The following is a 25,017-nucleotide window of genomic DNA, read 5'->3' as shown; positions in this document are numbered from 1 at the left end:
TGCAGGCGGCACGCGGCCGGCCTGGTTTCACGAATTGCGGTGTAGCACCAAAATTTCTACAACTAGTAGAAGGGCGCTCTTCCTAGTTTACGGCTTGACGGCACCGGCGCGGGCATCGTGGCGCAGCGTCAGGCCGGAAAGCACCCACAGCACACCCGAAATAATCGCGCCACCGCCGGCCACGCCCAGCAGCGCATGGGCACCAAGGTTGATGAAGAACGGCAGCAGCACTGCCGTGCCAATCCCGATCGCCCCGGATGCGATCCAGTCCCGTGCCAGGACGTGCCGCCCCCGATGCCGCAGGCCGCACGCCAGCTCAAGAACCCCGGCCACGCCGAGACCCAAGGCGGCAATGACACCAAACAGCAGGTCGCTGTGCAGCAGGATCACCGCCACACCGGCGCCGGCAAGCGCCGACCCCGCTGCGGACAGCAGCTTGCCGGGAGCCGAGTTCCGGGCAAACCCGGCGGCCGGGATGGCTTGCAGGGACACGACGCCGGCGGCCAGCAGGTAGAGTCCTCCCGCCCAGCCCATGACCTCAACGGAGGGGGAGGTCCAGAAGACCGTTACGGCGCCGAACACCAGCGCCACCACGGAACGGAGCAGGATTGGCTTCCAGAGTTCAGGGCGGGGTGAGGTTCCGGGAACTGCGCCCGCGGGAGTCGATGGTTGCGTCACCGGTCCAGTTTAGTGGGGGCAGCTGGAAGGTAGAACCGGACCCCGCAGCCGATATTCAGGCTGGACCAAGCACCATCCAGCGGTCTGAACGGGCGCGCAGTCCGAGGGTGACGGCGCGCGCCGCCATATAACCCAGGGCGAAAGCAGCCCACAGCCACCCCAGCCCGGCAGCGCCCGGGCCACCGGAGAGCGCCACCGCCGCCAGCAGCGGCAGGTAGGCAGCAAGGTTCACCACGCCGGCCAGCGCCAGGTAGCGGGCGTCGCCGGCACCGATCAGCACCCCGTCCAGGACGAAGACATATCCGGCGATGGGCTGGCCCGCGGCCAGCACCCACAGGGCAACGGCGAGCACCGACTGCACGCGGGCATCAGGGGTGAACAAGATCCCCACCCAGGGGGCCACCGCCGCGAGCAGCACGCCCGTCACCACCCCGAACCCCGCTCCCCAACGGACCATGGTCTTGGTCAACTCCCGGGCCTTGGCCGCATTGGAGGCGCCCAGTTCCTTGCCGATCAGCGCTTGGGCGGCAATGGCCAAGGCATCCAGCGCGAACGCCAGGAAGGAAAAGATGGTCATGGCCAACTGGTGCGCGGCAAGGTTGACCTCACCCTGCGCCGTCACCACCACCACGGTGGCCAGGATCGCCGCACGCAGGCTGAGGGTGCGCAGCATCAGCCAGGACCCGACGCGCGCCATGCTCCGGATGCCCCGCCAGCTGGGCACCAGGGGGACGCCCTGGCGGACCGCGTACCTGCGCACCATCACCAGGTAGACGGCGGCCATGGCCCATTGCGCCAGGCTGGTGCCCATCGCCGAACCCACCACGGACAACCCCAGCCCGTACACCAGCCACACATTCAGGACGATATTCACGCCGAACCCCGCGGTGGCCACCACCAGCGGCGTCCTGGTGTCCTGCAACCCGCGCAGCACACCGGTCCCGGCGAAGACCAGCAGCATGGCCACGAGTCCGGGCATGGACCAGCGGAAGTAGTCGATGGCAAAGCTGCGCACGCTGCCGTCGGCGCCGAGCAGGCCGATGAGCGGTTCCGCGGCGATGAATCCAGCCACGGCCAGCAGCAGGCCCAGCAGCAGCGCCAGCCAGGCGCCGTCGCGCCCGGCCGCCAAGGCCTTCCCCACCTGGCCCTGGCCAAGGGCGCGGGCCACGGCGGGGGTGGTTGAGTAGGCAAGGAACACCATGAGTCCGACGACGGTCTGCAGCACCGCCGAGGCCAGGCCCACGCCTGCGAGCTGGGGAACGCCGAGGTGCCCTACGATGGCCGAATCCGCCAGCAGGAAGAGCGGCTCGGCAACCAGCGCTCCAAAGGCTGGCACGGCGAGGCGGAGTATCTCCCGGGAATGGCTCCGGGGAGGGGCCGTGGCGGCGGATGAGGGATCTATTGGCACCGTGCCAGCTTAACCGGGCGCAATGACCCCGGAAGAGAGCATGACAAAGACCACAATCGTCCGGATTTTGTTGACTCTTCAAGCATATGTGGGGAAGGGTGGAATCCATGAACCAGTCACGACTGACCACAGTTGCCCTTGCCGTCCTGCGTGTCATCCTGGGTTTCCTCTTCGCGGCCCACGGCTGGCAGAAGTTCAATGAATGGACCATCGCCGGCACCCAGGCCTCCTTCGCCAAGATGGGCGTCCCCGCTGCGGACGTCATGGCCCCGGCCGTCGCCGTCCTTGAACTGGCAGGCGGCGCAGCCCTGATCCTCGGTGTCCTCACCCGCGTGGTGGCCGCCCTCCTGGTCCTCGATATGCTCGGTGCACTCTTCCTGGTCCACGCTCCCGCAGGTGTCTTCGCGGCGAACGGAGGCTACGAACTGGTACTGCTCCTGGCCGCGGCAGCCTTCGCGCTGGCACTGGCCGGCCCCGGCCGGCTCTCCATTGACCGGGCGCTGTTCGGCCGGCGCACCTCACGGCTGGCCGTCCTGGCCTAGTCCGCTTCCGTCCCGAAACGCCTCACGGCGGCCGGCCACGCCATGGTGACCGGCCGCCGTCGGACGTTAAGCGGCGCTCCGCCGGGCGGCTGCACGCCGGCCCAGGCCGCTGCGGCGTGAACCGGCCGGTAACCTGGGCCCTCAGTATGATCGCAGCATGACTGAGACCGGCCACCCCAACTCCGTGACCCTCCGCTTCCTCGCCGCCCCCACCGATGTGGGGCACAGCGGCTCCGTGGACGCCGGCACGGTGCTCGAATGGGTGGACAAGGCCGCGTACGCGGCGGCCGTGGGCTGGGCCAAGTCCTACTGCGTGACCGCATACGTGGGAAACATCCACTTCGCCGACCCGGTCAACAGCGGCGACATGGTGGAGGTTGAAGCCACCATCGTCTACACCGGCCGCTCCTCGATGCATATCCGCACCGTGGTCTCATCCGGGGATCCGAAAGGCGGCCCGGCCACCATGCGCAGCCAGTGCATGGTGATCTTCGTAGCCGTAGGGGCGGACGGCAAACCCATCCCGGTGCCCCAGTTTGAGCCCGCCACCCCCGCCGAGGTTGAGCAGCGCGACCATGCGCTGGCAAGGATCAAGGTCCGCGAACAGATCGTGGAAGCCATGAACCACCAGGAATATACGGACGCCGGCACCGCCGAACGCGTCACGCTTCGGTTCATGGCCGCCCCCACCGACGTGAACTGGGGCGGCAAGGTCCACGGCGGCATCGTGATGAAGTGGATCGACGAGGCCGCCTACCTGTGTGCCTCACGCTACTGCGGCCGGGACACCGTGGCCGTCTTCTCCGGCGGCGTGCGCTTCTACCGGCCTTTGCTGATCGGCCACGTGGTGGAGGTGGAGGCCCGGCTGGTGTACACCGGCAACAAAGGCATGCACATTGCCGTCCACGTCCGTTCCGGCGACCCGAAGGGACGCGAACTTAGCCTCACCACCTACTGCCTCACCGTGATGGTGGCGCGCGACGATGACGGCAACTCCGTCCCCGTACCACCCTGGGTGCCGGTCAGCGCCGAAGACAAGCGGCTGCACGCCCACGCCCGCGAACTCCTGGAGATCCGGGGAACGGCGCCCGGAAACCGGCTGCCCAACCACCTGCTGGCCGGCACGGCTCCCGCAGCCACCGCCGCGAACGGAGCCTAGAAGCCGCCGCCCGCGGAGTCGCCCGCCATGTTGGCGAAGCGGGAGTAATGGCCCTGGAACGCCACCACGATGTCCTTGGTGGGGCCGTTACGGTGCTTGGCCACCAGGATGTCCGCCTCGCCCGCACGGGGTGATTCCTTGTCGTAGACATCCTCGCGGTGCAGCAGGATCACCATGTCGGCGTCCTGCTCGATGGAGCCTGACTCGCGGAGGTCAGAGACCATGGGCCGCTTGTCCTGGCGCTGTTCCGAGCCACGGTTCAGCTGGGACAGTGCGATCACGGGCACCTGGAGTTCCTTGGCGAGGAGTTTGAGCGCACGGGAAAACTCGGACACTTCCTGCTGGCGCGATTCCACCTTCTTGCCTGAGCTCATCAGCTGCAGGTAGTCGAGGATGACCAGCTTGAGGTCGTGCTGCTGCTTCAGGCGCCGGCACTTGGCCCTGATTTCCATCAGGGACATGTTGGGGCTGTCGTCGATGAACAGCGGGGCATCATTCATCCTGCCCATGGTGGTGGCGATCTTGGACCACTGCTCGTCCTTGATGGTTCCCTTGCGGAGGTCCTGCAGGCCAATGGTGGCCTCGGCGGACAGCAGGCGCATGGCGATCTCGTTCCGGCCCATTTCCAGGGAGAACATGACGGTGGACAGGTTGTTCTTGATGGCCGCGGACCGTGCGAAGTCCAGGGCGAAGGTTGATTTACCCACGGCGGGGCGGGCCGCGATGACGATCATCTGCCCCGGGTGGAGGCCGTGGGTCAGCTCATCGAGTTCGTAGAAGCCGGTAGGCACACCGGTCATGCCCTCGCCGCGGTGGCCGGACGCCTCGATTTCATCCACCGTGGATTCCATGACGTCCTTGAGGACCACGTAGTCTTCCGCGGTGCGGCGTTCCGCCACGGCGTAGACTTCGGCCTGCGCCTGGTTCACCAGGTCTTCCACTTCGCCGTCCGAGCCGTAGCCCAACTGGACGATCTTGGTGCCGGCGTTGACCAGCCGGCGCAGTACGGCCCGTTCGGCGACGATCTCGGCGTAGTACCCGGCGTTGGCCGCCGTAGGTACGGTTTGGATGAGCTCGTGCAGATAGGCAGGGCCGCCAATCCTGTTGATTTCGGCGCGTTTGGTCAGTTCGTCCGACACCGTGACGGCGTCCGCCGGTTCCCCGCGTCCGTAGAGGTCGATGATGGCCTCATAAATGGTCTCGTGGGCCGGGCGGTAGAAATCCTGGCCCCGGAGGATCTCCACGACATCAGCAATGGCGTCCTTGGACAACATCATGCCGCCCAGGACCGACTGTTCCGCGGGGATGTCCTGGGGAGGTTTCCGGCTCGCGTCCGATCCGCGGGTCGCTTCCACCGGGTCCAGATGCGCGATTGTCAAAGCTGCCGTCCTCCATTTGTGCCGGGCCAGGCGCCCGGTGATCCATCCTGTTTGCGGATCCTAAACAGAACCGCCACGCGTCCAGTACTACCCGGAAGCTCTGACAATGAGGCACCCGCGGGCCGGATGCCGCCTCCGGCCGGAAGTTATCCCCACTATCCACAGCTTTTCCACAGAGCGCCCGGAAAGGGCCATGGGAGAGGCTCTGGATCGCGGCGTACAGGCCGTGGCCTGGCCGTGAAAAACAGGTACCCCGCTACGGTAGCCGCCCCCGGTCCAGCGGCAAAGCCAGTACGCCGGAACTGCTGTGGATAACCTGTGCACTACGGGGCATAGCTTGTGCACAGCCTGTGGGGAAGTCTGTGGATACAGAATTTTTTTACCTCCTAAAAGCCCTCTGACCTGCGGAAACATCTTCACCAGCATGTGGAGTAAATATTTCTTTCCAGGAATTTCATCCACAGGTTTGGCGCCCGCACCCGCAGGCCGGAACCGGCCTGGGGCCGGTCGCGGCATGCCGGCATCCGCCTGCGTGGCGCTGCTCATATTCCCTTGGCGGAGCTTGACCGGCAGGGGAACGCTGCAGTATGCAGCACGGTGAATATTGCTGTGGATAACCGGGTTCTGGATTAAGCTCTAGGTATGGCTTTGGCTGGACGGACAGCCGGCAACGCAACCGCCTTGGCGACCGCCAGGAAGTACACAGAACGGCTCGTAAAAAATGGAATCCCTAGTGGTCCCGGTCCTTATCCTGCTCGCCGTCATTGCGGGGGTCATCGTGGCCTACCGCGCAGTCCGCGGGCGCAGGGCGTCAGATGGAGGAGCCCCGTCCCGGCCGGCCGGCCCGGCACAGGACCAGGCGACGGAACTGGCCCGCGCCGCTGCCGGCAAGTTGTCAGAAAGCGAACACCGTCGCTTGTACGCCATGATCGCGCAGGGGCAGCCGTTGGCCGCCATCAGGCTGTACCGGGAGGTCACGGGCGAGGGACTCCGGGCCTCGCGCGACGCCGTCGGCGCCCTGGCGGCACGCCCCCAGCCCTACCGCCAGCAGGAGCCGGTAGAGGCTGTGCAGGAGGATGACGAGCCACAACGCTTCCCCTACCGCTACCGCGCCATCGCCAGCAAGGGCGACGTGACCCGTGAAGTGAGCAGCAATATGCTCAACGACGAAATCTACGGCCGGATCCGCTCCTTGGCCCGCAGCGGGGACACCGAGGCTGCCGTAACCGCCTTGACGCGCCACTCGGACATCTCCCCGGTCCAGGCCCGGGAATTCATCGCGCTGCTGGACGACTAGCGCGGTCCGGCGATTCCGGCCAGGAGTTGCTCGAAAGGCAGGGACTCCAGGGGTGCGGGCTTCCGGCCCGGCTGCGGACCCTCCAACAGCCGGGTAAATTCGGCGGCAGCGCGCTCAATGCGGTCGGCCAGCGACGAGCCACCCTCTTCCGCGGTTCCCCAATCCTGGGGCCCGGCAAAGACTCCCGTGGCGGCCGTGCGGGTGCGCAGGTAGCTGAACAACGGGCGCAAGGCGTAATCCAGCACCATCTGGTGCCGGTCGGTACCTCCGGTGGCGCCCAGCAGGACAGCCTTGCCGTCCAGGGACTTGGGGTCCAGGACGTCGAAAAACGATTTGAAGAGGCCGCTGTAGGAGGCGCTGAAGACCGGCGTCACGGCGACGATCCCATCCGACGCCTCCACCCCGGCGATGACTTCCGCCAAGCGCGGTGCGGCGTATCCCGTGACGAAGTTGTTGGCGATGTCCACGGCGAGGTCCCGGAGTTCGACGACGTCGACCAGCACCTCGTGGCCGCCGGCGGTGAGCCGCCGCTCGGCAGCGGCCGCCAGCTGGTCGGCCAGCAGCCGGCTGGACGACGGGACGCCAAGTCCGGCGGAGAGGACTGTGATACGGCGGGTTTCCATGGCATTCTCCTGGTGCTCGTTCATTCGATCATACATGCATTTGCATCTATATCCCTGAACCGCGGTACCTCCTCATGTATTCCCGTGACCCGCATCAAAGCAGGACGGTGCCCTGGATGCAGGTAGTGGACTCTCCGCCCACCCACACATCGTCGTCCTCGGCGGTGACATGTACACGCCCTGCCCGGCCCAGGACGGTACCCTGCGCGGCGACATAGCGCCGGGGTGCCCTGCCGCTACCAATAAGCCACTGGGCGGCCCCAGCGTTGAAGCTGCCCGTCACCGGATCCTCCACCATCGCATCACCCGGGATAAACGTCCGCACCTCAAAGTCGGCGTCCCCTCCGGACAGATGCGGCCCGATGACTCCGACCTTCAGGTTCCCCATGGCCACCGGATCCGGCACGAGCGCCATCACCTGGTCCGCAGACCCCAGCAGGACACCGATCCACTCCGGCCCATTCACCAGCCAGGATGCGTCCACGATGTCACCGGCCGGGATTCCCAGGGCGACAGCCAACTGGCGCCGAAGGGGCTCGTCCACGGCCTCAAAGCGGGTCAAGGGCGGTGCGGCGAAAGCCAATCGGCCGGCGTCGCGCTTGATCCTGACCAGACCGGCACCGCACTCCTGGACCACGAAGCCGCTGGACTTCGGAACTCCGCCGGCCTGCAGCCAGGTATGTGCGGATCCCAGCGTGGGGTGCCCCGCGAACGGGAACTCCTCGCTCCCGGTGAAGATCCGGACCTTGTAGTCGGCGCGGGGATCCTCCGCGGGCAAGAGGAAGGTGGTTTCGGAGAGGTTGGTCCAGTTCGCGAAGTGCTGCATTGTTGCCGCGTCAAGACCGTGGGCATCGAGGACGACGGCGAGCGGGTTGCCGCGGTAGGCGTTGCCGGCGAAAACATCCACCTGGTGGAAAGGACGGCTGCTGGGTGTCGGGTTCACCGGAGCAGGTTACCACCGGCCCGCCGGGCGGACTGCCGGTCCTAGGAAGGGAGCAGCGGCAGGGCCATGGCGGCCAACGGAATGGCGGTGAGCACAGCACAAAAGCCAAGGTTGATCCACCGGTAGGTTGCGAGGATGGCGACAAATTCCCGAAGGAACGCGCTGGGGATAAAGTAGCCCGCCGTCCTGGCCCCGGTGACGTGGGCGCGCAGGCCCGCACGCCGGGTGAACATGGCCGCGCGAAACACGTGGTAGCTGCTGGTGACCACCGTGACGGGCGCGTCCGGCCGCTCCATCAGCGCGCGCGAAAAGTGCAGGTTCTCCATGGTGGTTGCTGCCCGGTCCTCCACGATGATCCTGTTGGCAGGAACACCCTGCTCCTGCAGGTAGCGGGCCATCGCTGTCCCTTCGGCGAGGTGTTCATCGGCTCCCTGCCCGCCACTGGGAATCAGAGCCCTGATGGACCCGCCATGCTTGCCCCGGTACAGGCGCGCCGCCGCGTCAAGCCGGGCGGCCAGCAGGGGCGGAACCGAGCTGCCGGCCAGGCCGGAACCCAACACCACCACGTATTCGGGATGGCGGCGCGGCGGCAGGTGCGAGTAAATCAGCGAATAGACCAGATAGCTGACGAACACGAAGCCCACGTAGCCGGTCAGCAGGGCAGCCGCCGACGTGAGCGCCCTTAGCGCGGGTACGGCCGTCTGCAGGGCGGCCAGGACAAGGGGAACGGCCACCACGGCCAGCCCTGCCAGCAGGGACAGCAGGTTTGCCAGTCTGCGGCCTTCGCGGCGCAGCATGATGAGGCCATTGAGGACAAGGAACACGGCCAGGATGGGCACTGAGAGGATGAGCAGGAGGCCCAAGGCCACGGTAATGAGGACAGGGACCGAGTTGTTGGAGTTGTTGCCGGAGACCAGGAGGAGCCCAAGCCAGCCGATGACCGCCCCTGAGACGAGGAAGACTCCGTTCCGCAGGCGCCTCCGGTCGGTCGCAAAGCTGACGGCTGCGGCCAGCAGGAGGATGCAGCTGACGAAGAGGAACGGCAATGCTGGGTGACCTTCCGTGGAAACGGTGGAGTGGTGCAGGCCAGGAACAGCGGCCCGCACCCAAGCCTATGGCGCACGCGGCCGGCCGCTGGAAACCCCGGCAGTGACCTTGCACGCAAATGGCCCCCGCACCGGAATCCCGGGCGGGGGCCACTGAACTGCGGTGCGGAAACTACTTTCCGGCAACGACCTCAAGGTCGATGACAGCGGAAACATCCTCGTGCAGGCGGACGTTGGCCGTGTACGAACCGACAGACTTGATGTGGTTCGGCAGTTCAACGTTGCGCTTGTCGATGGCACCGAGGCCGGCGGCCTCGACTGCGGCAGCGACATCAGCAGGCTTGACGGTGCCGAAGAGACGACCGGACTCGCCGGCCTTCACCTCGAGCTTGACCTTCTTGGAGGACAGAGCCTGGGCCTGCGCCTGTGCAGCTTCAACAGAAGCGTGCGCACGGGCGGCGCGGGCAGCCTTGATGGACTCAACCTGCTTCTCGCCACCCTTGGTCCAGGTCAGGGCGAAGCCGCGGGGCAGCAGGAAGTTACGTGCGTAACCGTCCTTGACCTCGACAACATCGCCAGCAGCACCGAGACCGGTTACTTCGTGGGTCAGAATGAGCTTTGCCATGTTAGTTAATCCCTTCCTTAGCCGCGGCCAGCGCCGGAGTAAGGCAGCAGAGCAACTTCGCGGGCGTTCTTGATTGCCTGGGCGATCTTGCGCTGTTCCTGCACCGTGACGCCAGTGACGCGACGGGCGCGGATCTTTCCGCGGTCGGAGATGAACTTGCGCAGCAATGCTACGTCCTTGTAGTCGATGACAGTGATGTCAGCGGCCTTCAAGGGGTTGGACTTTGGTTTGGGCTTACGGAGTTCAGCCTTAGCCATCGTGGAGCTCCTATTCTAGGGAGCCCGTGGATATTGATCCACGGGATGGTGGTGGTCCGACGGCGGCAAAACCTTGGGTGCCTTGCGGCTCCCGGGCATTCCCGGCATCGGGCCGTTGTTTGGGTTTTAGAAGGGAGGTTCGGAATCGGGGCCGTTGCCCCAGCCGCCTGCATTGGACACGCCGGGCGTGGCCCAGGGATCGTCCTGTGCAGCCTGCTGGTTGCCGCCGCCCCAGCCTCCACCGGAGTTGCCGCCCTGGTTTCCACCAGGGTTGCCGCCTCCGAAGCCACCGCCGCCGTTGCCGCCGCCGAAGCCGCCCCCACCCTGTCCGCCGGAGCGCTGGGTGCGGTTGACCTTGGCGTTGGCGTAGCGCAGGCTGGGGCCGATTTCGTCGACCTCAAGCTCGATGACGGTGCGCTTTTCGCCTTCTTTTGTTTCGTAGGAACGGCTCTTCAAGCGGCCGGTGACGATCACGCGCATGCCCTTGGTCAGGGATTCGGCGACGTTCTCGGCAGCTTCACGCCAGACCGCCGCGCGGAGGAACAGGGTCTCCCCGTCCTTCCACTCGTTGGACTGGCGATCAAAGGTGCGGGGGGTGGAAGCGATGGTGAAGTTCGCTACTGCGGAACCGGACGGTGTGAACCGCAATTCCGGGTCATTGGTGAGGTTACCGATGACCGTAATGGTGGTCTCGCCTGCCATCTACTGCCTCCTTGTTCGATCCTGGGTGAAGAGTGCGTTCCTGCGGGGTAAAGAATGAATTTTGGTGCTGATTACTCAGCAACAACCTTCTGCTCTTCGGGGCGGGTGATCTTGGTGCGCATGATGGTCTCGTTAAGAGACAGCTGGCGGTCAAGTTCCTTGGCGGTTTCCGGCTTGGCGGTGAAATTCACCACGGCGTAGATACCTTCGGACTTCTTCTTGATCTCGTAAGCCAGACGGCGACGGCCCCAGATGTCAACCTTTTCGATGGTTCCACCATCGTTGGTGATGACGTTCAGGAACTTCTGAAGCGACGGCTCAACGGTACGCTCTTCGACCTCGGGGTCGATGATTACCATCAATTCGTAAGGACGCATATGTGAACCCACCTCCTTTGGGCTAAGCGGTTACGGCATTTCCGTAACAGGAGGTTCATTTGCGATTCCGCGCAGTGCCTTGCCACCAGTACGGAGGCAGGACGCAGCACAGACTTCAATATCCTAGTGCATCTGGACCTGATAGGCGATTCGCGCTTGACTCAAGGCTAGCCGCGTGATGTGGCAGGAGCAGCCTGACCGGACACGTATGTGGAAAACGCAGGAGCGTGCCGTTCGGCATTAGACGTCTATGCGGGTGCACCGCGGGACGCCACGCCCACCGCGCCGCTTCCGTTACCCAATTGTGATTCCGCAGGGATTTTCGTGTACGGTCTTCGGGTGGGCCGCCCCAGCCGGCCCCAATCCCGGAAGACGCCCAACTCTGCCGCTTCCGCGATCCCTCAGGTTCCAAGGCAGAGGCGGGGGACCCAAGTGTCACGGGCATGGCTCCCGCCTGCCCTCGGGGTGAAGCCGCGATCCGCGGCCGAATGGCAGCATTCGAACCCGACAGCTAACCCCGCCGGCGTTGAGAGGTAAATTCCCCATGCCCGCATCCCGCAAATTGAGCGCCAAACACGCCCGCCGTCATCAGAATGAGACCCCATCGGCCGGGCTCCGTCAGTTCTTGACATCCAGAGATTCCCGCCGCCTGCCCTTGGCCGCCGGCCTGGCAGCAGCCGTCCTCGGCGCAGCCTCCCTTGGCCTCGGCGTCGCCAACGGCAATGAAGCTGCCGACGTATCCCGGGTGGCCAGCGCCGCCGGGGCCGGCAGCGAGGTACAGGTCCAGCCCACCCCGTCGGCCGCAGTCCAGTCCGCTCCGGCGCCCGCCCCGGCACCGGCAGCCGCACCCGCGCCCGCACCAGAGCAGGCTCCGTCCCAGGCGCCGGCTCCCGCGGCACCCGCCCCGGCACCGGCCGTTGCGGCTCCTGCACCGCAGCCCCCCATCGCCGTGGCACCAGCCTCGGCACCGCTGGCAAACAGCGGGACGCCCATGCCCGCAGGGGTCCCCGGAAACTGGACCATGACCTTCGCTGACGATTTCAACGGTTCAGGCCTGGACAGCGGTAAATGGTCCAACTGCTGGTTCTCCCCCAACTGCGGAACCATGAACAAGGTGGCCACCAGCCCAGCCAACGTCTCCGTGGCCAACGGCAACCTGGCCCTCAGCCTTGCCTCCTCGTCTTCCGGGTCCTTGGTCTCCACGAACCCGAAGGGTGGAGCGGGCACCGGGTACCAGTTCACCACCGGGTATGTCGAGGCCCGCATCAAGTTCCCCGGCAACGCCAACGGTCTCTATAACTGGCCCGCGTTCTGGACCACCGGGCAGTCCTGGCCGGCCACCGGCGAGAACGACATCGCGGAGGTCCTCCAGGGCAAGATGACCGTGAATTACCACTCCGGCTCCGGGTCACACAACCAGGGTGGCGTCGGCGGCAACTGGGCCAACGAATACCACACCTTCGGCTTGCACCGGATGGCCAACTCGTCGGACGTCTACTTCGACGGCGTGAAGGTCAAGTCCTACCCCACGGACGACGGAAACGCCCCGCAGTACATCGTGCTGAACGTCGGCGCTTCATCGACGAACCCGGTGTACGGCCCGCAGTCCCAACTCCTGGTGGACTACGTCCGCGCCTGGCAGTAGCCGGCCACGCGCCCCCTTGGAAAGGGCGACGGCGGGACTTCCCGCCGTCGCCCTTTTTGGCTTCCTGCGGTTCCCCACAAAGTTGCCCAGAGCAACCCTGCCACCCGAGTGTGATCCAGTACACTCTTGCAATGAAGCTCCTGTACGTGACGGAAAGCGTGCCAAACCGGGACCCGCAACTCGGTGATGGAAGCTCCATGATCCCGTACGAAGTGATCCTTCACCTTCCCGCGGATGTTGCCGTCACGCTGCTGACGTTTTCCGGCCCTGTCCCGGTTCCGGCGGAGCTCCGGGCCCGCTGCGAAACCGTCCACGAACTAGCCCCGCGGGACGACCCCGCCGCATTTGTCCGCTCCTTCGGCGGCCTCGCCGGCCTGGGAAAGCACCGGCGATCCACCCCGTCAGCGCGGGCAGCGGCAGCCACCCTGTCCGGCAGCAGTGAGGCCACCCTCATCCATGGCCCGCACGCCCTCTTCCTTTCGCATCATGTGGCCGGTCCCGTGGTGCTGCAAACGGTGGACCCTTGGTCCATCCGGGCCGCCATGGACACGGATATTGCCCGCTCCCTCCGGCCGGCCTACCGGCTGCGCGAGCACCTCGCCGAACGGGCGGAACGGTCGCTGCCCGCCAGGGCGCGGCTGCTGACCGTCGGGGCACAGGACGCTGCAGCCTGGTCCGCGAAGCTCGGCCGGTCCGTGAAAAGCATCCCCAACGGAACCAGCGTGGCCGCGGGGCCGCGTCCGGACCGGAAGGCGCCGGTAGTCTGCTTCGCGGGCAGCCTCAACTACGCCCCCAACGTGGACAGCGCCACGGTCCTGGCCACCCGTATCGCTCCCCTCGTGTGGCGGGAGGTCCCGGAGGCACGGTTCGTCATCGCCGGGCGGCAACCCACAGCGGCAGTCCAGGCGCTGGCCGGTCCACACATCGAAATCCTGGCCAACGTGCCCTCACTCCCGGATGTCTTCAACGGGGCCGACGTCGCCGTCTTCCCCGACGAACACGGCGTAGGCATCCGAAACTCCGTGCTTGAGGCCCTTGCCGCCGGGCTGCCTGTAGTGGCCTCCCCGGTGGCGGCACGTGAACTTCCGCCGCACCCGCTGCTCACCGTCGAGGCCGGCCAGGACGCGATGGTCCGCAAGGTCGTAGAACATCTCAGGGCACCCCGGCCGCCGCACGTAACCCCCGGCGGCCTACTGGACCAGGCCGCCGGCGCCGTCCGGTCCTGGGACACGGTGGCCGCGGAGTACTTGGCCGAAGTGCGGGCGGCCGTGGCCGCGTCATCCCCTGCCGGGGACTTATCCGGCACGTCAAGGCAACTGTGACCTACGCGCCCGGCGAGCTGGAACGCAGGGGAGTCCGGGGAGCCTTGTGGCAGGGGCTGGCCTTTGCCTCCGGGCGGATCATTGTGCTGGTCACCACCGTGGTGCTGGCCCGGCTCCTCTCTCCTGAAGAGTATGGCCTCGTAGCCCTGGCGCTGGTCCTCATGGCATACGCCGAGACCATCGCCGATGCCGGGGTGGGCCAGGCACTGGTGTATCTGCCCAAAACGAAGGTGATTGCCCGTTCAGCGCTCCTGCTCTCGGTGGCGCTGGGAACCGTACTGGCCCTGGCCGCCGTGCTCGCGGCCGATGCTGTGGAAGACCTCATCGGGCTCGACGGCGTGGCTCCCCTGGTGCAGGTTCTCGGCGTCTCCGTCCTGGCCACGGCCTGCGGCGCCGTTCCGGAAGCGATCATGCGCCGGGACCTGAAGTTCCGGCAACTCACCGCCGCTCCGGTGCTGCGTGCCGCGACCATGGGGACGGTGACCCTGTACCTGGCCTTCACCGGCCACGGCGCGTGGTCGCTCGCCGTCGGAACGGCCGCAGGCTCGGTGGCCTACGCTGCCACCTGCTGGTTCCTGGTCCGCCACGAGGCGCCGTGGCAACTCTGGCGCGTCAGCAGGAGTGCCCTGGGCGAGAACATCCGCTTTGGTGCTCCTGTTGCTGGGAGCACGATGCTGGCCAGGGCGATCTTCGACGTCGACTACCTGGTGATCGGGATCGTCCTGGGGGCCCATGCGCTGGGCCTGTACACGCTCGCCTTCCGGCTCCCGGAGGCCCTGATCCTCAACGTGTTCTTCGTGCTGTCCACCGTCCTGTTTCCGCTGTATACGCAAGTCCGCGGTGACCGGCAGCGACTGCGTGACGGGTACCTGAAAAGCGTCACGGTGCAGGCCCTGTACGGCATCACGGCAGGGGTGGGACTTGCCGTGGTGGCTCCGGTCCTGGTGCCGGTCCTGTTCGGGCAGCAGTGGGAGGAATCAGTGACGCCGCTGGTGTTCCTTGCCCTGTACGCGGCGGCTCGATCGCTGGGCGCCGGAGCGAATGACGTCTATAAAGCCCTGGGCAGGCCGGGGCTTTCCATCTGGATCTCCGTGGTCCGCCTGGTGGTCCTGCTCCCTGCGCTGGTCTTCGCCACGCGCTGGGGCATCGTTGGTGTCGCGTGTGCCCAGATGGTGGTGGCGGTGGTCTTCGCTTTTGGTATGCAGGCCGTAGCCGCCAGGGTCATGGGGACAAGGATGCGCCGCATGCTCCGCGCCGCGGCACCCGGCCTGGCGTGCGGGGCGGCCGTGGCCCTGGTGGGCCTGTTCAACCTGTCACGGCATGCGCTGGGACCGGTGCTGACGCTCGCCGTCATGGTTGTTGCCGGCGTGGGCCTGGTCTACGCTGTCCTGCGGTTCGGCTACCGGGACCTGCACGACGAGATCCTGGGGCTCTTCAAGCGCCGCCACGAACCCTCAGGTCCGGCACGCGACCACGCGTCCTGAGCCCGGCGGTTTCCCAAGGGCCGCTGTCGTTTCCCGGGCGCCGCCGAAAGGCCGGCGTGTCCCGGGCGGCGCCGTTTCCTAGGCGGCTGTGACGGCGTGGCGCCACAGCCAGTAGTCCCGGTCCGCCTGGAGTGCGGCACGAACCTTGTCCCTGCCCTGCGACGGATCGGCTTCCGTTTCCTGTGCCAGGCGGTCGGCGAGCGTTGCCGTGGACCGCGCCCAGGTGGTGATCACCAGCAGCGGCAGCAGCGAGGCCTCCACTCCCCGCGTGCCAAGGTGGCGCGAAAGCGGGTCCAGCGCCCAACCCCCGGGGCCAAATGCCTTGTCGAAGGCTGCGACCTGGGCGTCCCGGGCGAACGCCTGCTCGCTGGACTCACTGAGGTACTGGAGGTAGAACACCAGGTCGTGGCCGGGGACGCCGTCGGTCAGGGAGCGTTCCCAGTCCATGACCTGCAGGCCACTGCCGGGCTTGACCAGCAGGTTGGGGTGGCTCAGGTCGCCGTGCTCAATGACGGCCGGGAGCCGGGCGGCACGCAGGGGTTCGAGGAGTTCGTGGGTACGCTCAACCAGCTGGCCGGTTTGGGCGTCCGGTCCGGCCAGCCGCTCCAGGGCCGCCAGCGGGGCGGTGACGGCGCGCTGGTACCAGTCAGGGTTGTCCGTTGCAGCATGGGTGCAGGGCAGGGACCCCACAAAGCCCGTCCCGGCCGCGACGGCAGCCGGGAGGTCCGCGGCCACCTTCCGCGGATCCAGGGGAATACCCGTCAATGCCGTCTCGACCAGGACCGTGTACGGTCCCTCGTCGCGGATTCCCACCAGGCGTGGAACACCCGGGCTGTCGACGGCGGCTGAGAGCTGGTCCAGCATGGCGGCCTCACGCCTGACTCCGCTGCTGTCTCCGGGCTGGCGCGGGATCTTCACCACCAGGGCGGGTTCGCTTCCACGGGCCGGAAAAACCAGGGCCACCACGTGCCGGGAGGTGGTGAAGCGCGGGGTCAGCAGCAGCGTTTCCCACCCGCTGCCAAGGCCGTAGCGGTCAAGGGCGAATTCCTCGAAGTGCTCCCGGAGGAACTGGTCGACGAAGCTCATGGCCGGCCTCCCCCTTCCGGACGCCTGCCCGTGACGGTGCCCTCCGGAACCATGAGGTCGAAGACGTGAAGTGCCAGGGCCAGGTGGGCCGCGGCAGCTTTGAGCGCTCCAAACCGCACATCCTTCCGCAGCGCCAAGGTGTCACGGATGGCCACGCCCGACCGGACCGGAACCAGCCTGGCGGTGCGGTCACGGTTGGGGGCATTCCAGTAGAGGGTGACGTCCTGGTATCCGCGGCGCTCCAGTGTCCGCTTCCATCCCCGGAGCGTCCGGGGGCCGGAGCGCTGGAGCAACGAACGGCTGGCTTCCACGCAAATCCATCCCCCGGGTTCCAGCGCCAGGCCGGCGGCTTCCACGTGTCCGCGGCCCGGAGATGCCAGCAGCACCACGTCGCATGACGCGCCGGCCGGGCCGGCCAGGCGGACGGCCTCCGGGTCCAAGAGCCGCAGCGCCGCCTCCGTTTCCTGGCTCACCTGTCCGGCGAAACCAAGGTTGCGGGGCTGCAGGACCGGAATCAGGAATCGCCAGTCCAGGAGGCGCCAGAGGTGCAGGGCCAGGGCCTCTGCCGCGCCGGCGCCAGGAGCCGCCGGGGCCACCGGGGCCACACTTTCCTGCGCAGCAGGACTCCTGCCGTTACCGGGATTGCGACGTCGGGTGGCCGGTCGGGTGCCGGCAGGGCGGGACAACGTCTCCCAGACAATGCCGGTGGCCACCCGCTGGACGGCCGCCGCCGGCTGCGCCGCATCGACCACCCGGCCGCCGGGGAGGCGCCCGGCCAGCTTCAGGTAGTCCTGCCGCCAGGATTCCAGCAGCTCCGGGCTGTGTTCGCCTTTTCGCTCAAACATCACGGGGCCGGGTACATCCAGCACGAGGAGGACGTCCGGGGCCGGGATTACCGCCAGCGCGAGTGCGTTGCTCATCCCGGCCAGGGGTCCGCCGCCGGAGCCGCCCAGCAGCGCGTCGTACGCTACGCGGTCCATCAGCACTACCTTGCCCATGCGGCGGTAGAACCTGGCCAGTACTCCGCCGCGCACCAGCCGGTAGATCTTCTTCCCGGTCCGTCCGCCGGGGATCCGGCCTAGGACCTTGTCCCAGGGGCCGGCTCCCCACAGGCCCATGTAAACGTACTTGGTAGGCAGCGGAACGTCGGCGTGCAGGCCGTTGAGCAACGTGGTCTTCCCGGCTCCGTCCGGTGCCATGACGCCCAGCAGCGGAGTGTGCCCGCGGACTTGGGCCCCGGCATGCCTCAGCACCCTGTTGGCTCCCGCAATCAGGCGCGGGCTCAAGCCGCCGCGCCAAGCGGCACGCATGCGGGCCGCCGTCCCGGGAACGTCGTCGAACCGTCCGTCCAGGACCGATTCCACCATCTCGGCCACCAGCCCGGCACCCACCCGGCGCCTGACCGACTCCGCGATGCGCCCGCCGTCGGCCGCTGTCCTTGCTGCGGCACGCGCCAACGGGTGCCGCTCCGGGGAAATGCTGCCCTTGTCCATGAACAGGTGGAGCAGGAGCAGCCATGCCTGGTCGGCAGGGTCCGGCATCCAGTGCGTTCCGCGGCGCACCCTTCGGCGCAGGCAGCGGGCCGCCCACGGGGTACGCCACTGCTGGTAGGGCCCGAAGGCGAGGTCGGAGACGACATCGAGCTTGATCCAGGCTCCGTCATCCACCGCATAGTGGAAGTAGAACCTGTGGCTGCCGTGGCCCGGCGCCCGGACCCGGCAGAACCCCGCGGCAGCCAGCACTCCATCCAGCACGGGCAGGACGCCTTTGTCCACAAGAATGTCCACGTCGCCGGCCGGCAGGGCGAGGTCATCCCCGCCGCGGAGCAGCAGCCACGGCCAGCTGCACGCATCGAGGGCATCGAAGACCGCGGCCAGCCGGGGATGGACACGCAGGATTTCCGTCGCGGCACCACCGGCCGGCAGGTTGTTCAGGACGTCCACGGCGCCACCCTCCAATCGGTTGCCGGAGCCAACTCCGGGGGTACGGGGCAAAGGTGTTCGGGGGGCCTAGGGTGTGTAGGCATACTGCACCACCCAATCGACCTGGAGGTGTCCGGCAGTGCCGGGGGCGGGGAAGGTACTGGAGGCGTCGTCGGCCGTTTCCACCTGGAGCGTCCAGCGCATGGGGGTGTCCGGCACCCCCGCCGGCTTGGTGGTCTGGTCCACGAGCTTCCCGTCAAGGAACCACTGGACCAGGCCGGGACGCCATTCGATGGTGGCAACGTGCCACTGCCCCGGCCGGGCCGCCGAATAGCGCCTGTCACCGGGGTCGAACTGCATGCCGGTCGGCGTCCGGGTTCCCTTGATCGCGGAGTTTCCGTAGAGGGACCCGTCCAGGGCGCCCTCCGGCCAGTCGATCTCTCCCTCGTTCCAGTCGTCGCTGGCCGGCCAGAGGAGGAATGCCACCTTGTAGCCCGGAATGGAGTCGTACCTGAACCGGACGGAATACCTTCCGTAAGTCTGGCCCGAGTACCCAAAGGGGATGACGCTGGCCACCCGCGGCCGGTTGTTCGAATAGTGGAGGTGGAAATCGAGGTAGCCGTCGTGGACCGACAAGACCTGGTCAGGGGTGTACGTTCCGAACCCTGAGGAATCGGACAGTCCGTCGTAGCCGCGCATGTCCTGGCCGTAGACGCCGCCCACGGCCCCTGGTGCCGCAGCGACGTTGAAGTCCTGGACCATGGTCTGGCGCCAGGAGGGCAGGTCCCCGCGGGGCGCCCCGTTGACCTGCGATGAATCGGCATGCAGGGCCAGCAGGGCCGCCCCCACCAGGGAAAGGGACGTCACCGTGACCAGCGACAGTTGGTACACCCGGCCGCTAGTTGCCCCAGTCAGCACGGGAAACCTCATAGATACGCACCGACTTGTTCTCAAAGACAACCTGTGCGGCCTTGGATACGTCCAGGTCGTGCTCCAACGGGACCATGGCATCCTTGGAGAACTGCCGCAGGACACCGGTCGAGGTCCGCTGCTGGAGGTCGGAGACCACAACGAACAGCCGGTCCGAGGCCCGCAGGTTCGCTCCGGCCCGGGTCTTGTCCACATAGGCCACCATGTCGTCCCCGGTGAAGGGCTGGGTGGAACTGTGGAGCTTGGAGGCAACCGAAACCAACTGGCCGGTGCGGAGGTAGAAGGAATAGTGCGGGCCAATCAGGAGCGGCAGGTGGTAGTTGGTTTCCACCACCGCATCGCCCTTCCGGACGTTCGAATCGAGCCAGCGGCTGGCCGAAACATCCGCCGCGGGCACCCGGACGTTGGCCTCGTTCTGGAAATACACCGCGGTGAACATGACCGCCAGGACCGTGACCGCCGACGCTGCCCCTACCACTGTCCTCCTGGTGGGCACCTTGCCGGCCCAGAGGAACCACGCCGCGCCGATGGCCAGCCACGGAAGGGCAAACATGAACACGCGGAGCCTGCCTTCGCCGCCATAGGAGGTGCCGAAAAGCCCAAGGATCGGCGTCGCAGCCAGCGTCCCCACGATCAGGGTGGTGCGGATGTTGCCCAGGCGGATGTTGCGGATGAATCCAAGACCGGCCAGCAGTGCGGTGAACAAGGACAGGGCGAGCGCCTCGCGGGCCAGCCACCGACCGGAGAGGAGGGATGGCCCGGGACTTCCGTTGGACGCCTTGTACCCGGCGTTGGCGAAGAAATCGAAACCGCTCAAAAGGCCGTACTTGCCGGCCACGAAATCGACGTTGGGCAGAAGGTAGAGCAAAGCCATCAGCAGAAGTGCCGGTGCAACCCAGGCGGGCTTGAAGTAGCGGGTCAGGAACAGGGGGAAGAGCCCCAGGATGGCCAGGTAGGGAGTCAGCTGGTGGCTCATCACGATCATTGCCTGCAGGACAAGGACCGCAACGATAGCCAGCGCCTGCTGCCGGCCGCTGTACGTTGGGGGTTCCTCCACCTTGGCCCCGGACTTGGAGAACCTGGCCGCCACCCGGCGCTCCAGCTTGAGTACCCAGCCGGCTGGTGTGCCGCGCAGGAACGTCAGGATCACCAGGCACATCGTCAGGTGCAGGGTGTAGGCAAAGGCCTGCGGAGAGTAGTAGTTCTGGTTCAGCCAGTTGGTGAGGGTGAACACCAGGGCGGCGGTCCAGTAGATCCGCGGGTTCCGGGTCAGGGCCCGCGCGATTGCGAGCACCAGCGCAACACTCATGAGCGCGAACACAGGTTCAGCCCAGCCTGCGTACGCCATGGGGTCCTGGTATCCGCTGGATTCGCCGAGGAAGGCGCTGAAGAGGAAAAACCCGGGCCAGCGGTTGTAGATATCGATGCTGGGATCGAAATGCCCGGTGGTCTGGATCAGGTCCGTGACGGCAATGTGTTTGTACGTCCACGGCAGCCGCGGGACGGCGGTCAGCAGCCCGGCAGAGGAGTACAACATCACCACCAGCCCGGTCAGGGAGGCTCCCGCGAGCCAGCCTGAATGCAGCCGCTGCCGCGAGATGCTCCAGATGCACAGGGCCACGACCAGCGCCAGCGCGGCGTACCAGGTCACCGGGAAGGCAGTCAGGAGCCCTAAGTCACCCAGGCGGGGGTTAGTCGCGGCAAGGGAGGCCACCCACATGCCCATGGCGGCCACCAGGACCAGCCAGGGCGCATAGGTGCCGGGTTGCGGGCGGGGCAGCGGGGAGGAGGCAGCCCGGATCCGTTCCGGGCCGGGAACCAGGAGGGCGACGGCGGCTGCCAGCATGATCCCGACGGCGGCGGGCCTGGGATTCCAGAGTTGCAGCCAACCCATGGCCGCGGCGGTCAGGGCGAAGGCCGTAGCGCCGGCAACGACCGTGAATACCAGGCGGGCTGCCGGGTCCACACTGGGGAGCCACCGCACCAGCGCCCAGCCGGGCAGGACCAGGCAAGCCAGGAGTTTGGCGCCGGCGAAGGTCTCACCCCCGATGTCGAACAGGATCAGGGCCGCCGTCACGGTGCTCAACAAGGCCAGGGCGTAATCGGCGTATCCGGGCCTGCGCCGGCGCGACGTGCGGGAGTTCATGGGACCGGAGACGTCACCCCTGATAAGAAGCGCCATACTGTTTCAACTCCTGGGTTGGCTTGCCACTGGCGGAGGGTTTCTACGCACCAGCACTGGGTGGACTGTGTTTGCTAACTGCCGGCTGTCCGGCGGGACTGCAGGTACTTGTAGGGGCCCACGGCCACGGCCAACATCTGCAGCCAGGCGAGCCTGGCCACCTGGGCTTCGAGGGAACCGTGGGCTGGTGGACCTTGGAGAGCCGGCCGGGCAGGGTGCTGGTGGGCCAGGTATTCCATCCCCACGCCCCAGCTCCTGGCCAGCGCCAGCCTGGCGGTGTGCGGGTCCATCATCACTTTCGTCATCCATGCGCCCAGCCCGGTGCCGTACCCGCGGGCCTGCACCCGGAGGTCTTCGAGTCCGTCCCGGTGGCGGTGCCACACGATCGCTGCCGGCTGGACCACCAGGGCATATCCGGCCAGGATGACCCGGGTGAACATGTCGATATCCTCGCCGCCGCCCGTGGGGGTGCCCACGCCCAAGGCCGGGTCGAATCCGCCGAGGGTGAGGGCGGCGTGGCGCTTCAGGGCGAAGTTCGCTCCGGTCCCGAAAGCCCCCGGGCTGAACGGGAACTTCGGCAGCCCCTCGGGCGGGTCTGCCAGGGAATAGACCCGCGGCACCAGGCTCCGCGACCAGCTCACCTTCGCATCGAAGTAGCCCTGGGTGGGGGTCCTGAGCTCCCCTGCCGGGACCAGGCCGGTGACGCAGGCCGCCTCGGGAGCGGCTTCGAACGCAGCGGCAATCTCCCACAACCAGGACCTGTCGACAACCACGTCGTCGTCCGTGAACGCCACCAGGCTTCCCCTGGCGTGTTCCAGGCCGGTGTTCCTGGCGTTGGACAGGCCGGGAGCGGGTTCGGTGACCAGGCGCACGCGCTTGTCCCTGAAGTCCCGGCGCACCAGTTCCTCCGTGTCGTGCGTCGCCGGTGCGTTGTCAACCACCACCACGTCGAAGCGGGGATAGTCGAGCGCAAGGATGGTCATCAGCGCCGCCCGCAGCTGCGGCGTGCGGTCCCTGGTGCACACCACTACTGTGATGTGCGGGGCCGTCACTGCCGGCGGGAATGAAGTGACACGTGGCAAGGCCGCCAAGGCGTCCTCGAATACAACCCGATCCACGATTCCCGACGGCGACGGCACGTCGACGAATCCCCGCACGACCCCCGACGCGCGCACCAACAGCCGTGCCCGTTCGTATCCGGCATGGTTCTCCAGTTCAAAGTGCGAGCAATCCGCAAGATCCTCCAGGTCCACTGACCCGATCCACCGGGCCCCCGGCCAGACCGGAGGCAACACGGACTCCATGGCGGGCACCAGGATCAGTGCTTCGCCCTGAAGCCCCTCAAGCACACGGCTGGCGCCCTCGCTCATTGCACTTCCCTCCACTGACCGCCGGCCGGAACCAGGGCGTCGTCCGCCTCATCGGGGCCCGTCCAGTGTTGGAGGCGGCGCCCTTGGAAGTACCCGGCCGCAGTGCAGGCAAGCACCGCAATCACGGCCCCCGCACGGCCCAGCCCGTCGGCGCTGCCGTCGCGGCCCCAGGAACGCAGCCCGGTGAACACCGCCCGCGGAAGGACGCTGCGCACGTACCGGCGCTCGGGCCCGAGGGCCCGTTTGTGGCCCACCAACTGGCTGACCTGGGCTTTGGAGAGCCCTTCGGACCAGGAGCGGGACATCATGTACCGCAACGTTCCGCGGGAGGCGGGGACGTGGTGGTGGACCAGCGCCGCCGGTTCGTACACGATGCGCGAGCCGGGCGACCCCATCTGGGAGCGGATGCAGATTTCGGTCTCCTCACAGCCCAGCGGCAAGGTGCCCTTGCGTCCCAGCGAGAGGTTGAATCCGCCTACTTGGCGCAGGACCTCGAGCCGGAAGGACATGTTGGCACCGATGACGTTGCGGACTTCGGAGGCCACCCGCGGCATGCCCCGGTGACTGCAGCCCACGATCCAATCAAGTTCCTCCGCGAAATAGCCCGGCCGGCCGGCCTCCCACAGCGGGACCACCTTGCCGCCCACGGCCAAAACGTCCGGATCGTCGTACAGCGCCACCAGGCGCTCGAGCCAGTCCGGCGCTGCCTCGGCATCGTCGTCAAGGAAGGCGACAATGTCCGACTCAGCGAGCCCGACGCCGGTATTGCGTGCCCCGGACAGACCGGCCTGCCCGGTGCTCTCCACCACGGTGACGTCGTCGACGATCTCGACCAGCCTCTCGTACAGGTCCTCGTTATGGTCAACCACCACCAGCACCTGGTCCGGGGCCAGGGTTTGCTGGCGCACCGACTCGATGACATCGAGCAACATCCCCCACCGCGCCGACGTGTACGCGCAGATCACCACCGTCACGGAAAGGGGTTTCATGCGATCAAGCATGGTGGCTCACCGCCGGAGTAAGGACGCTGTGCGGGTCCACGGGCAGGCGCGGGAAGCGGACGTTGGAGTAGGTGTACTTCACGCGGCGGAGGGCCTCGGGGCGTGCTCCGGCTGTGGGAGCCTCCCACACGGCGCATTCCCGGGCCAGGGTGTGCAGCACGCGCCACCCGTCGCGGAACGTCTGCAGGTTGGAGGCGCCGGAGATCCTGTCCAGCTCCAGGCTGGGGACCTCGGCGATCCGCAGTCCCGCCTTGGCGGCCCGGACGATGAGTTCGGTTTCGATTTCGAAACCGTCGGACTCAAGCTCCAGCACCTCCAGGCATTCGCGCCGGAAAGCGATGTAGCCGTAGCAGAGGTCCGAATAGTTGCTGTGCAGGACAGCGTTCGCAAGTCCCGTCAGTGCCCGGTTGCCGGCCTTCCGCAGCCGGGTCAGGTCTTCGGACCCGCCGCCGGTGACGTGCCGGGATCCCTTGACGAAATCGAAGTCGTGCTGGAGGGGCGCCACGAACCACCCGATCTCCTGCGGATCCATGCTGCCATCGGCATCCAGCATCACAATGATGTCCCCGCTGGCGGCCGCGAAGCCGGAACGAAGGGCCACGCCCTTTCCTTTCCGGGGTTCGTTGACCACCACGACGTCCGAGCGAAGCGCCTTGGCCACTTCGACGGTGTTGTCCTGCGAACGCCCGTCCACGATCACCACTTCATCGACGTAAGAGGGCATCCGGCGCAGAACCCAGGGAAGGTTCTTTTCCTCGTTCAACGTGGGAATAACAACGCTGATTGAAGCTTGTGGAAATAAGAGTCCCGGCTGGGAAAACAAAGCCGGCAGTTGGGGCGAAATCGACAATTGCCTCACCACTTCATGACAGTTCGGATTCTGGACAATGCCGCCGGCGGTTTCGCCGCGGCACATACGCTTGATCCGGTCATGGTCTGGTCGCTGATCCCCCAGCAACCCATCGCCAATCCTCTGGCCGTTCCCGGCAGACTACCCCCTACCTAATCCGGGTATCACGAGTAGTAGGTACTCACTTTT

Annotated in this window: 24 protein-coding genes and 1 riboswitch; of the genes, 7 read left to right on the top strand and 17 right to left on the bottom strand. The window is 66.9% G+C overall.

Annotated features, from left to right (window positions below; translation table 11 throughout):
* Positions 1 to 87 precede the first annotated feature (87 nt).
* Positions 88 to 678, bottom strand: a complete 591-nt coding sequence (locus tag C563_RS0114945; RefSeq protein ID WP_026264905.1) for a hypothetical protein — start codon at positions 676 to 678, stop codon at positions 88 to 90.
* 55 nt (positions 679 to 733) lie between these two features.
* Positions 734 to 2,014 (bottom strand): MATE family efflux transporter, encoded by a 1,281-nt coding sequence (locus C563_RS0114940; RefSeq protein ID WP_018762875.1) that lies wholly within the window; start codon positions 2,012 to 2,014, stop codon positions 734 to 736.
* Between the two features lie 179 nt (positions 2,015 to 2,193).
* On the opposite strand from C563_RS0114940, the gene C563_RS0114935 reads away from it, so the two are divergent.
* Together C563_RS0114935 and C563_RS0114930 are read left to right on the top strand one after the other, a co-directional pair.
* Positions 2,194 to 2,628, top strand: coding sequence for a DoxX family protein (locus C563_RS0114935; RefSeq protein WP_018762874.1), 435 nt, complete (start codon positions 2,194 to 2,196; stop codon positions 2,626 to 2,628).
* A gap of 157 nt (positions 2,629 to 2,785) precedes the next feature.
* The gene (locus C563_RS0114930) at positions 2,786 to 3,787 is read left to right on the top strand and encodes an acyl-CoA thioesterase (RefSeq protein ID WP_018762873.1); all 1,002 of its coding nucleotides are present in this window, start codon (positions 2,786 to 2,788) and stop codon (positions 3,785 to 3,787) included.
* On the opposite strand, the gene dnaB is transcribed toward C563_RS0114930, so the two are convergent.
* Positions 3,784 to 5,166: a replicative DNA helicase gene (gene dnaB / locus C563_RS0114925; protein WP_018762872.1), complete on the bottom strand. Its 1,383-nt coding sequence runs from the start codon at positions 5,164 to 5,166 to the stop codon at positions 3,784 to 3,786. The two genes, C563_RS0114930 and dnaB, sit on opposite strands and share 4 nt — an antisense overlap.
* Before the next feature lie 721 nt (positions 5,167 to 5,887).
* On the opposite strand from dnaB, the gene C563_RS0114920 reads away from it, so the two are divergent.
* A complete protein-coding gene (locus C563_RS0114920; protein ID WP_026264903.1) occupies positions 5,888 to 6,463 on the top strand; it encodes a hypothetical protein in 576 nt (191 codons plus the stop codon).
* Here the strand turns inward: C563_RS0114920 and C563_RS0114915 are convergent.
* The 7 genes from C563_RS0114915 to rpsF form a co-directional block, all read right to left on the bottom strand.
* Positions 6,460 to 7,086, bottom strand: coding sequence for an FMN reductase (locus tag C563_RS0114915; RefSeq protein WP_026264902.1), 627 nt, complete (start codon positions 7,084 to 7,086; stop codon positions 6,460 to 6,462). The genes C563_RS0114920 and C563_RS0114915 overlap by 4 nt on opposite strands.
* Before the next feature lie 94 nt (positions 7,087 to 7,180).
* Positions 7,181 to 8,029, bottom strand: a complete 849-nt coding sequence (locus C563_RS0114910) for a PhzF family phenazine biosynthesis protein (RefSeq protein WP_018762869.1) — start codon at positions 8,027 to 8,029, stop codon at positions 7,181 to 7,183.
* A 41-nt stretch (positions 8,030 to 8,070) separates the two neighbouring features.
* On the bottom strand, positions 8,071 to 9,075 hold the full coding sequence (locus C563_RS0114905) for a YdcF family protein (protein ID WP_018762868.1): 1,005 nt from the start codon (positions 9,073 to 9,075) through the stop codon (positions 8,071 to 8,073).
* Between the two features lie 172 nt (positions 9,076 to 9,247).
* Positions 9,248 to 9,700, bottom strand: coding sequence for a 50S ribosomal protein L9 (rplI, locus tag C563_RS0114900; RefSeq protein ID WP_018762867.1), 453 nt, complete (start codon positions 9,698 to 9,700; stop codon positions 9,248 to 9,250).
* 17 nt (positions 9,701 to 9,717) lie between these two features.
* Complete coding sequence (gene rpsR / locus C563_RS0114895; RefSeq protein WP_003800144.1) at positions 9,718 to 9,957, bottom strand: 30S ribosomal protein S18; 240 nt, start codon at positions 9,955 to 9,957, stop codon at positions 9,718 to 9,720.
* Between the two features lie 126 nt (positions 9,958 to 10,083).
* Positions 10,084 to 10,659, bottom strand: coding sequence for a single-stranded DNA-binding protein (locus C563_RS0114890; RefSeq protein ID WP_018762866.1), 576 nt, complete (start codon positions 10,657 to 10,659; stop codon positions 10,084 to 10,086).
* A gap of 71 nt (positions 10,660 to 10,730) precedes the next feature.
* Positions 10,731 to 11,036: a 30S ribosomal protein S6 gene (rpsF, locus tag C563_RS0114885; RefSeq protein ID WP_013602900.1), complete on the bottom strand. Its 306-nt coding sequence runs from the start codon at positions 11,034 to 11,036 to the stop codon at positions 10,731 to 10,733.
* Between the two features lie 370 nt (positions 11,037 to 11,406).
* Positions 11,407 to 11,576, top strand: a riboswitch (cyclic di-AMP (ydaO/yuaA leader).
* A gap of 85 nt (positions 11,577 to 11,661) precedes the next feature.
* Here rpsF and C563_RS21935 point away from each other — a divergent pair.
* The 3 genes from C563_RS21935 (at position 11,662) to C563_RS0114870 (ending at position 15,487) form a co-directional block, all read left to right on the top strand.
* On the top strand, positions 11,662 to 12,681 hold the full coding sequence (locus tag C563_RS21935) for a glycoside hydrolase family 16 protein (RefSeq protein ID WP_133247074.1): 1,020 nt from the start codon (positions 11,662 to 11,664) through the stop codon (positions 12,679 to 12,681).
* 131 nt (positions 12,682 to 12,812) lie between these two features.
* Positions 12,813 to 14,003, top strand: a complete 1,191-nt coding sequence (locus tag C563_RS0114875; RefSeq protein ID WP_155845194.1) for a glycosyltransferase — start codon at positions 12,813 to 12,815, stop codon at positions 14,001 to 14,003.
* On the top strand, positions 14,000 to 15,487 hold the full coding sequence (locus tag C563_RS0114870; protein ID WP_018762863.1) for a lipopolysaccharide biosynthesis protein: 1,488 nt from the start codon (positions 14,000 to 14,002) through the stop codon (positions 15,485 to 15,487). Before C563_RS0114875 ends, C563_RS0114870 begins: the two co-directional genes overlap by 4 nt.
* Positions 15,488 to 15,565: 78 nt before the next feature.
* On the opposite strand, the gene C563_RS0114865 is transcribed toward C563_RS0114870, so the two are convergent.
* The 7 genes from C563_RS0114865 to C563_RS0114835 all read right to left on the bottom strand — a co-directional run bounded on the left by C563_RS0114865 (position 15,566) and on the right by C563_RS0114835 (position 24,837).
* Complete coding sequence (locus C563_RS0114865; RefSeq protein ID WP_018762862.1) at positions 15,566 to 16,573, bottom strand: aminoglycoside phosphotransferase family protein; 1,008 nt, start codon at positions 16,571 to 16,573, stop codon at positions 15,566 to 15,568.
* Complete coding sequence (locus tag C563_RS0114860) at positions 16,570 to 18,516, bottom strand: hypothetical protein (RefSeq protein WP_018762861.1); 1,947 nt, start codon at positions 18,514 to 18,516, stop codon at positions 16,570 to 16,572. The genes C563_RS0114865 and C563_RS0114860 overlap by 4 nt, the downstream gene beginning before the upstream one ends.
* Before the next feature lie 66 nt (positions 18,517 to 18,582).
* Positions 18,583 to 19,413 carry a glycoside hydrolase family 16 protein gene (locus tag C563_RS21430; protein WP_165837987.1) on the bottom strand — a complete coding sequence of 277 codons (831 nt, stop codon included), beginning with the start codon at positions 19,411 to 19,413 and terminating at the stop codon, positions 18,583 to 18,585.
* On the bottom strand, positions 19,394 to 21,607 hold the full coding sequence (locus tag C563_RS22630; RefSeq protein WP_026264895.1) for a hypothetical protein: 2,214 nt from the start codon (positions 21,605 to 21,607) through the stop codon (positions 19,394 to 19,396). The genes C563_RS21430 and C563_RS22630 overlap by 20 nt, the downstream gene beginning before the upstream one ends.
* Positions 21,608 to 21,681: 74 nt before the next feature.
* Positions 21,682 to 22,977, bottom strand: coding sequence for a glycosyltransferase family 2 protein (locus C563_RS0114845; protein ID WP_018762859.1), 1,296 nt, complete (start codon positions 22,975 to 22,977; stop codon positions 21,682 to 21,684).
* Positions 22,974 to 23,966 carry a glycosyltransferase gene (locus C563_RS21425; protein WP_018762858.1) on the bottom strand — a complete coding sequence of 331 codons (993 nt, stop codon included), beginning with the start codon at positions 23,964 to 23,966 and terminating at the stop codon, positions 22,974 to 22,976. The genes C563_RS0114845 and C563_RS21425 overlap by 4 nt, the downstream gene beginning before the upstream one ends.
* Positions 23,967 to 23,970: 4 nt before the next feature.
* A complete protein-coding gene (locus C563_RS0114835) occupies positions 23,971 to 24,837 on the bottom strand; it encodes a glycosyltransferase family 2 protein (protein WP_231369907.1) in 867 nt (288 codons plus the stop codon).
* Positions 24,838 to 24,843: 6 nt separating this feature from the next.
* Here C563_RS0114835 and C563_RS22625 point away from each other — a divergent pair, with 6 nt between their 5' ends.
* Positions 24,844 to 24,984, top strand: coding sequence for a hypothetical protein (locus tag C563_RS22625; protein WP_196803359.1), 141 nt, complete (start codon positions 24,844 to 24,846; stop codon positions 24,982 to 24,984).
* The last annotated feature ends 33 nt before the right edge of the window (positions 24,985 to 25,017 follow it).

The organism is Arthrobacter sp. 135MFCol5.1, from assembly GCF_000374865.1.
Classification (GTDB): domain Bacteria; phylum Actinomycetota; class Actinomycetes; order Actinomycetales; family Micrococcaceae; genus Arthrobacter.
Note: the sequence above shows the minus strand (reverse complement) of the source record. Positions and strands in the feature narration are given on the sequence as shown.

What these genes read in the sequence shown, in the direction of transcription:
- rplI (WP_018762867.1), bottom strand. Translation starts at nt 9,700, where the DNA reads ATGGCAAAGCTCATTCTGACCCACGAAGTAACCGGTCTCGGTGCTGCT.
- C563_RS0114890 (WP_018762866.1), bottom strand. Translation starts at nt 10,659, where the DNA reads ATGGCAGGCGAGACCACCATTACGGTCATCGGTAACCTCACCAATGAC.
- C563_RS0114915 (WP_026264902.1), bottom strand. Translation starts at nt 7,086, where the DNA reads ATGGAAACCCGCCGTATCACAGTCCTCTCCGCCGGACTTGGCGTCCCG.
- C563_RS0114865 (WP_018762862.1), bottom strand. Translation starts at nt 16,573, where the DNA reads ATGAGCTTCGTCGACCAGTTCCTCCGGGAGCACTTCGAGGAATTCGCC.
- C563_RS0114920 (WP_026264903.1), top strand. Translation starts at nt 5,888, where the DNA reads ATGGAATCCCTAGTGGTCCCGGTCCTTATCCTGCTCGCCGTCATTGCG.
- C563_RS0114845 (WP_018762859.1), bottom strand. Translation starts at nt 22,977, where the DNA reads ATGAGCGAGGGCGCCAGCCGTGTGCTTGAGGGGCTTCAGGGCGAAGCA.
- rpsF (WP_013602900.1), bottom strand. Translation starts at nt 11,036, where the DNA reads ATGCGTCCTTACGAATTGATGGTAATCATCGACCCCGAGGTCGAAGAG.
- C563_RS22630 (WP_026264895.1), bottom strand. Translation starts at nt 21,607, where the DNA reads ATGGCGCTTCTTATCAGGGGTGACGTCTCCGGTCCCATGAACTCCCGC.
- C563_RS21425 (WP_018762858.1), bottom strand. Translation starts at nt 23,966, where the DNA reads ATGAAACCCCTTTCCGTGACGGTGGTGATCTGCGCGTACACGTCGGCG.
- C563_RS0114875 (WP_155845194.1), top strand. Translation starts at nt 12,813, where the DNA reads ATGAAGCTCCTGTACGTGACGGAAAGCGTGCCAAACCGGGACCCGCAA.
- rpsR (WP_003800144.1), bottom strand. Translation starts at nt 9,957, where the DNA reads ATGGCTAAGGCTGAACTCCGTAAGCCCAAACCAAAGTCCAACCCCTTG.
- C563_RS22625 (WP_196803359.1), top strand. Translation starts at nt 24,844, where the DNA reads ATGACAGTTCGGATTCTGGACAATGCCGCCGGCGGTTTCGCCGCGGCA.
- C563_RS0114930 (WP_018762873.1), top strand. Translation starts at nt 2,786, where the DNA reads ATGACTGAGACCGGCCACCCCAACTCCGTGACCCTCCGCTTCCTCGCC.
- C563_RS0114935 (WP_018762874.1), top strand. Translation starts at nt 2,194, where the DNA reads ATGAACCAGTCACGACTGACCACAGTTGCCCTTGCCGTCCTGCGTGTC.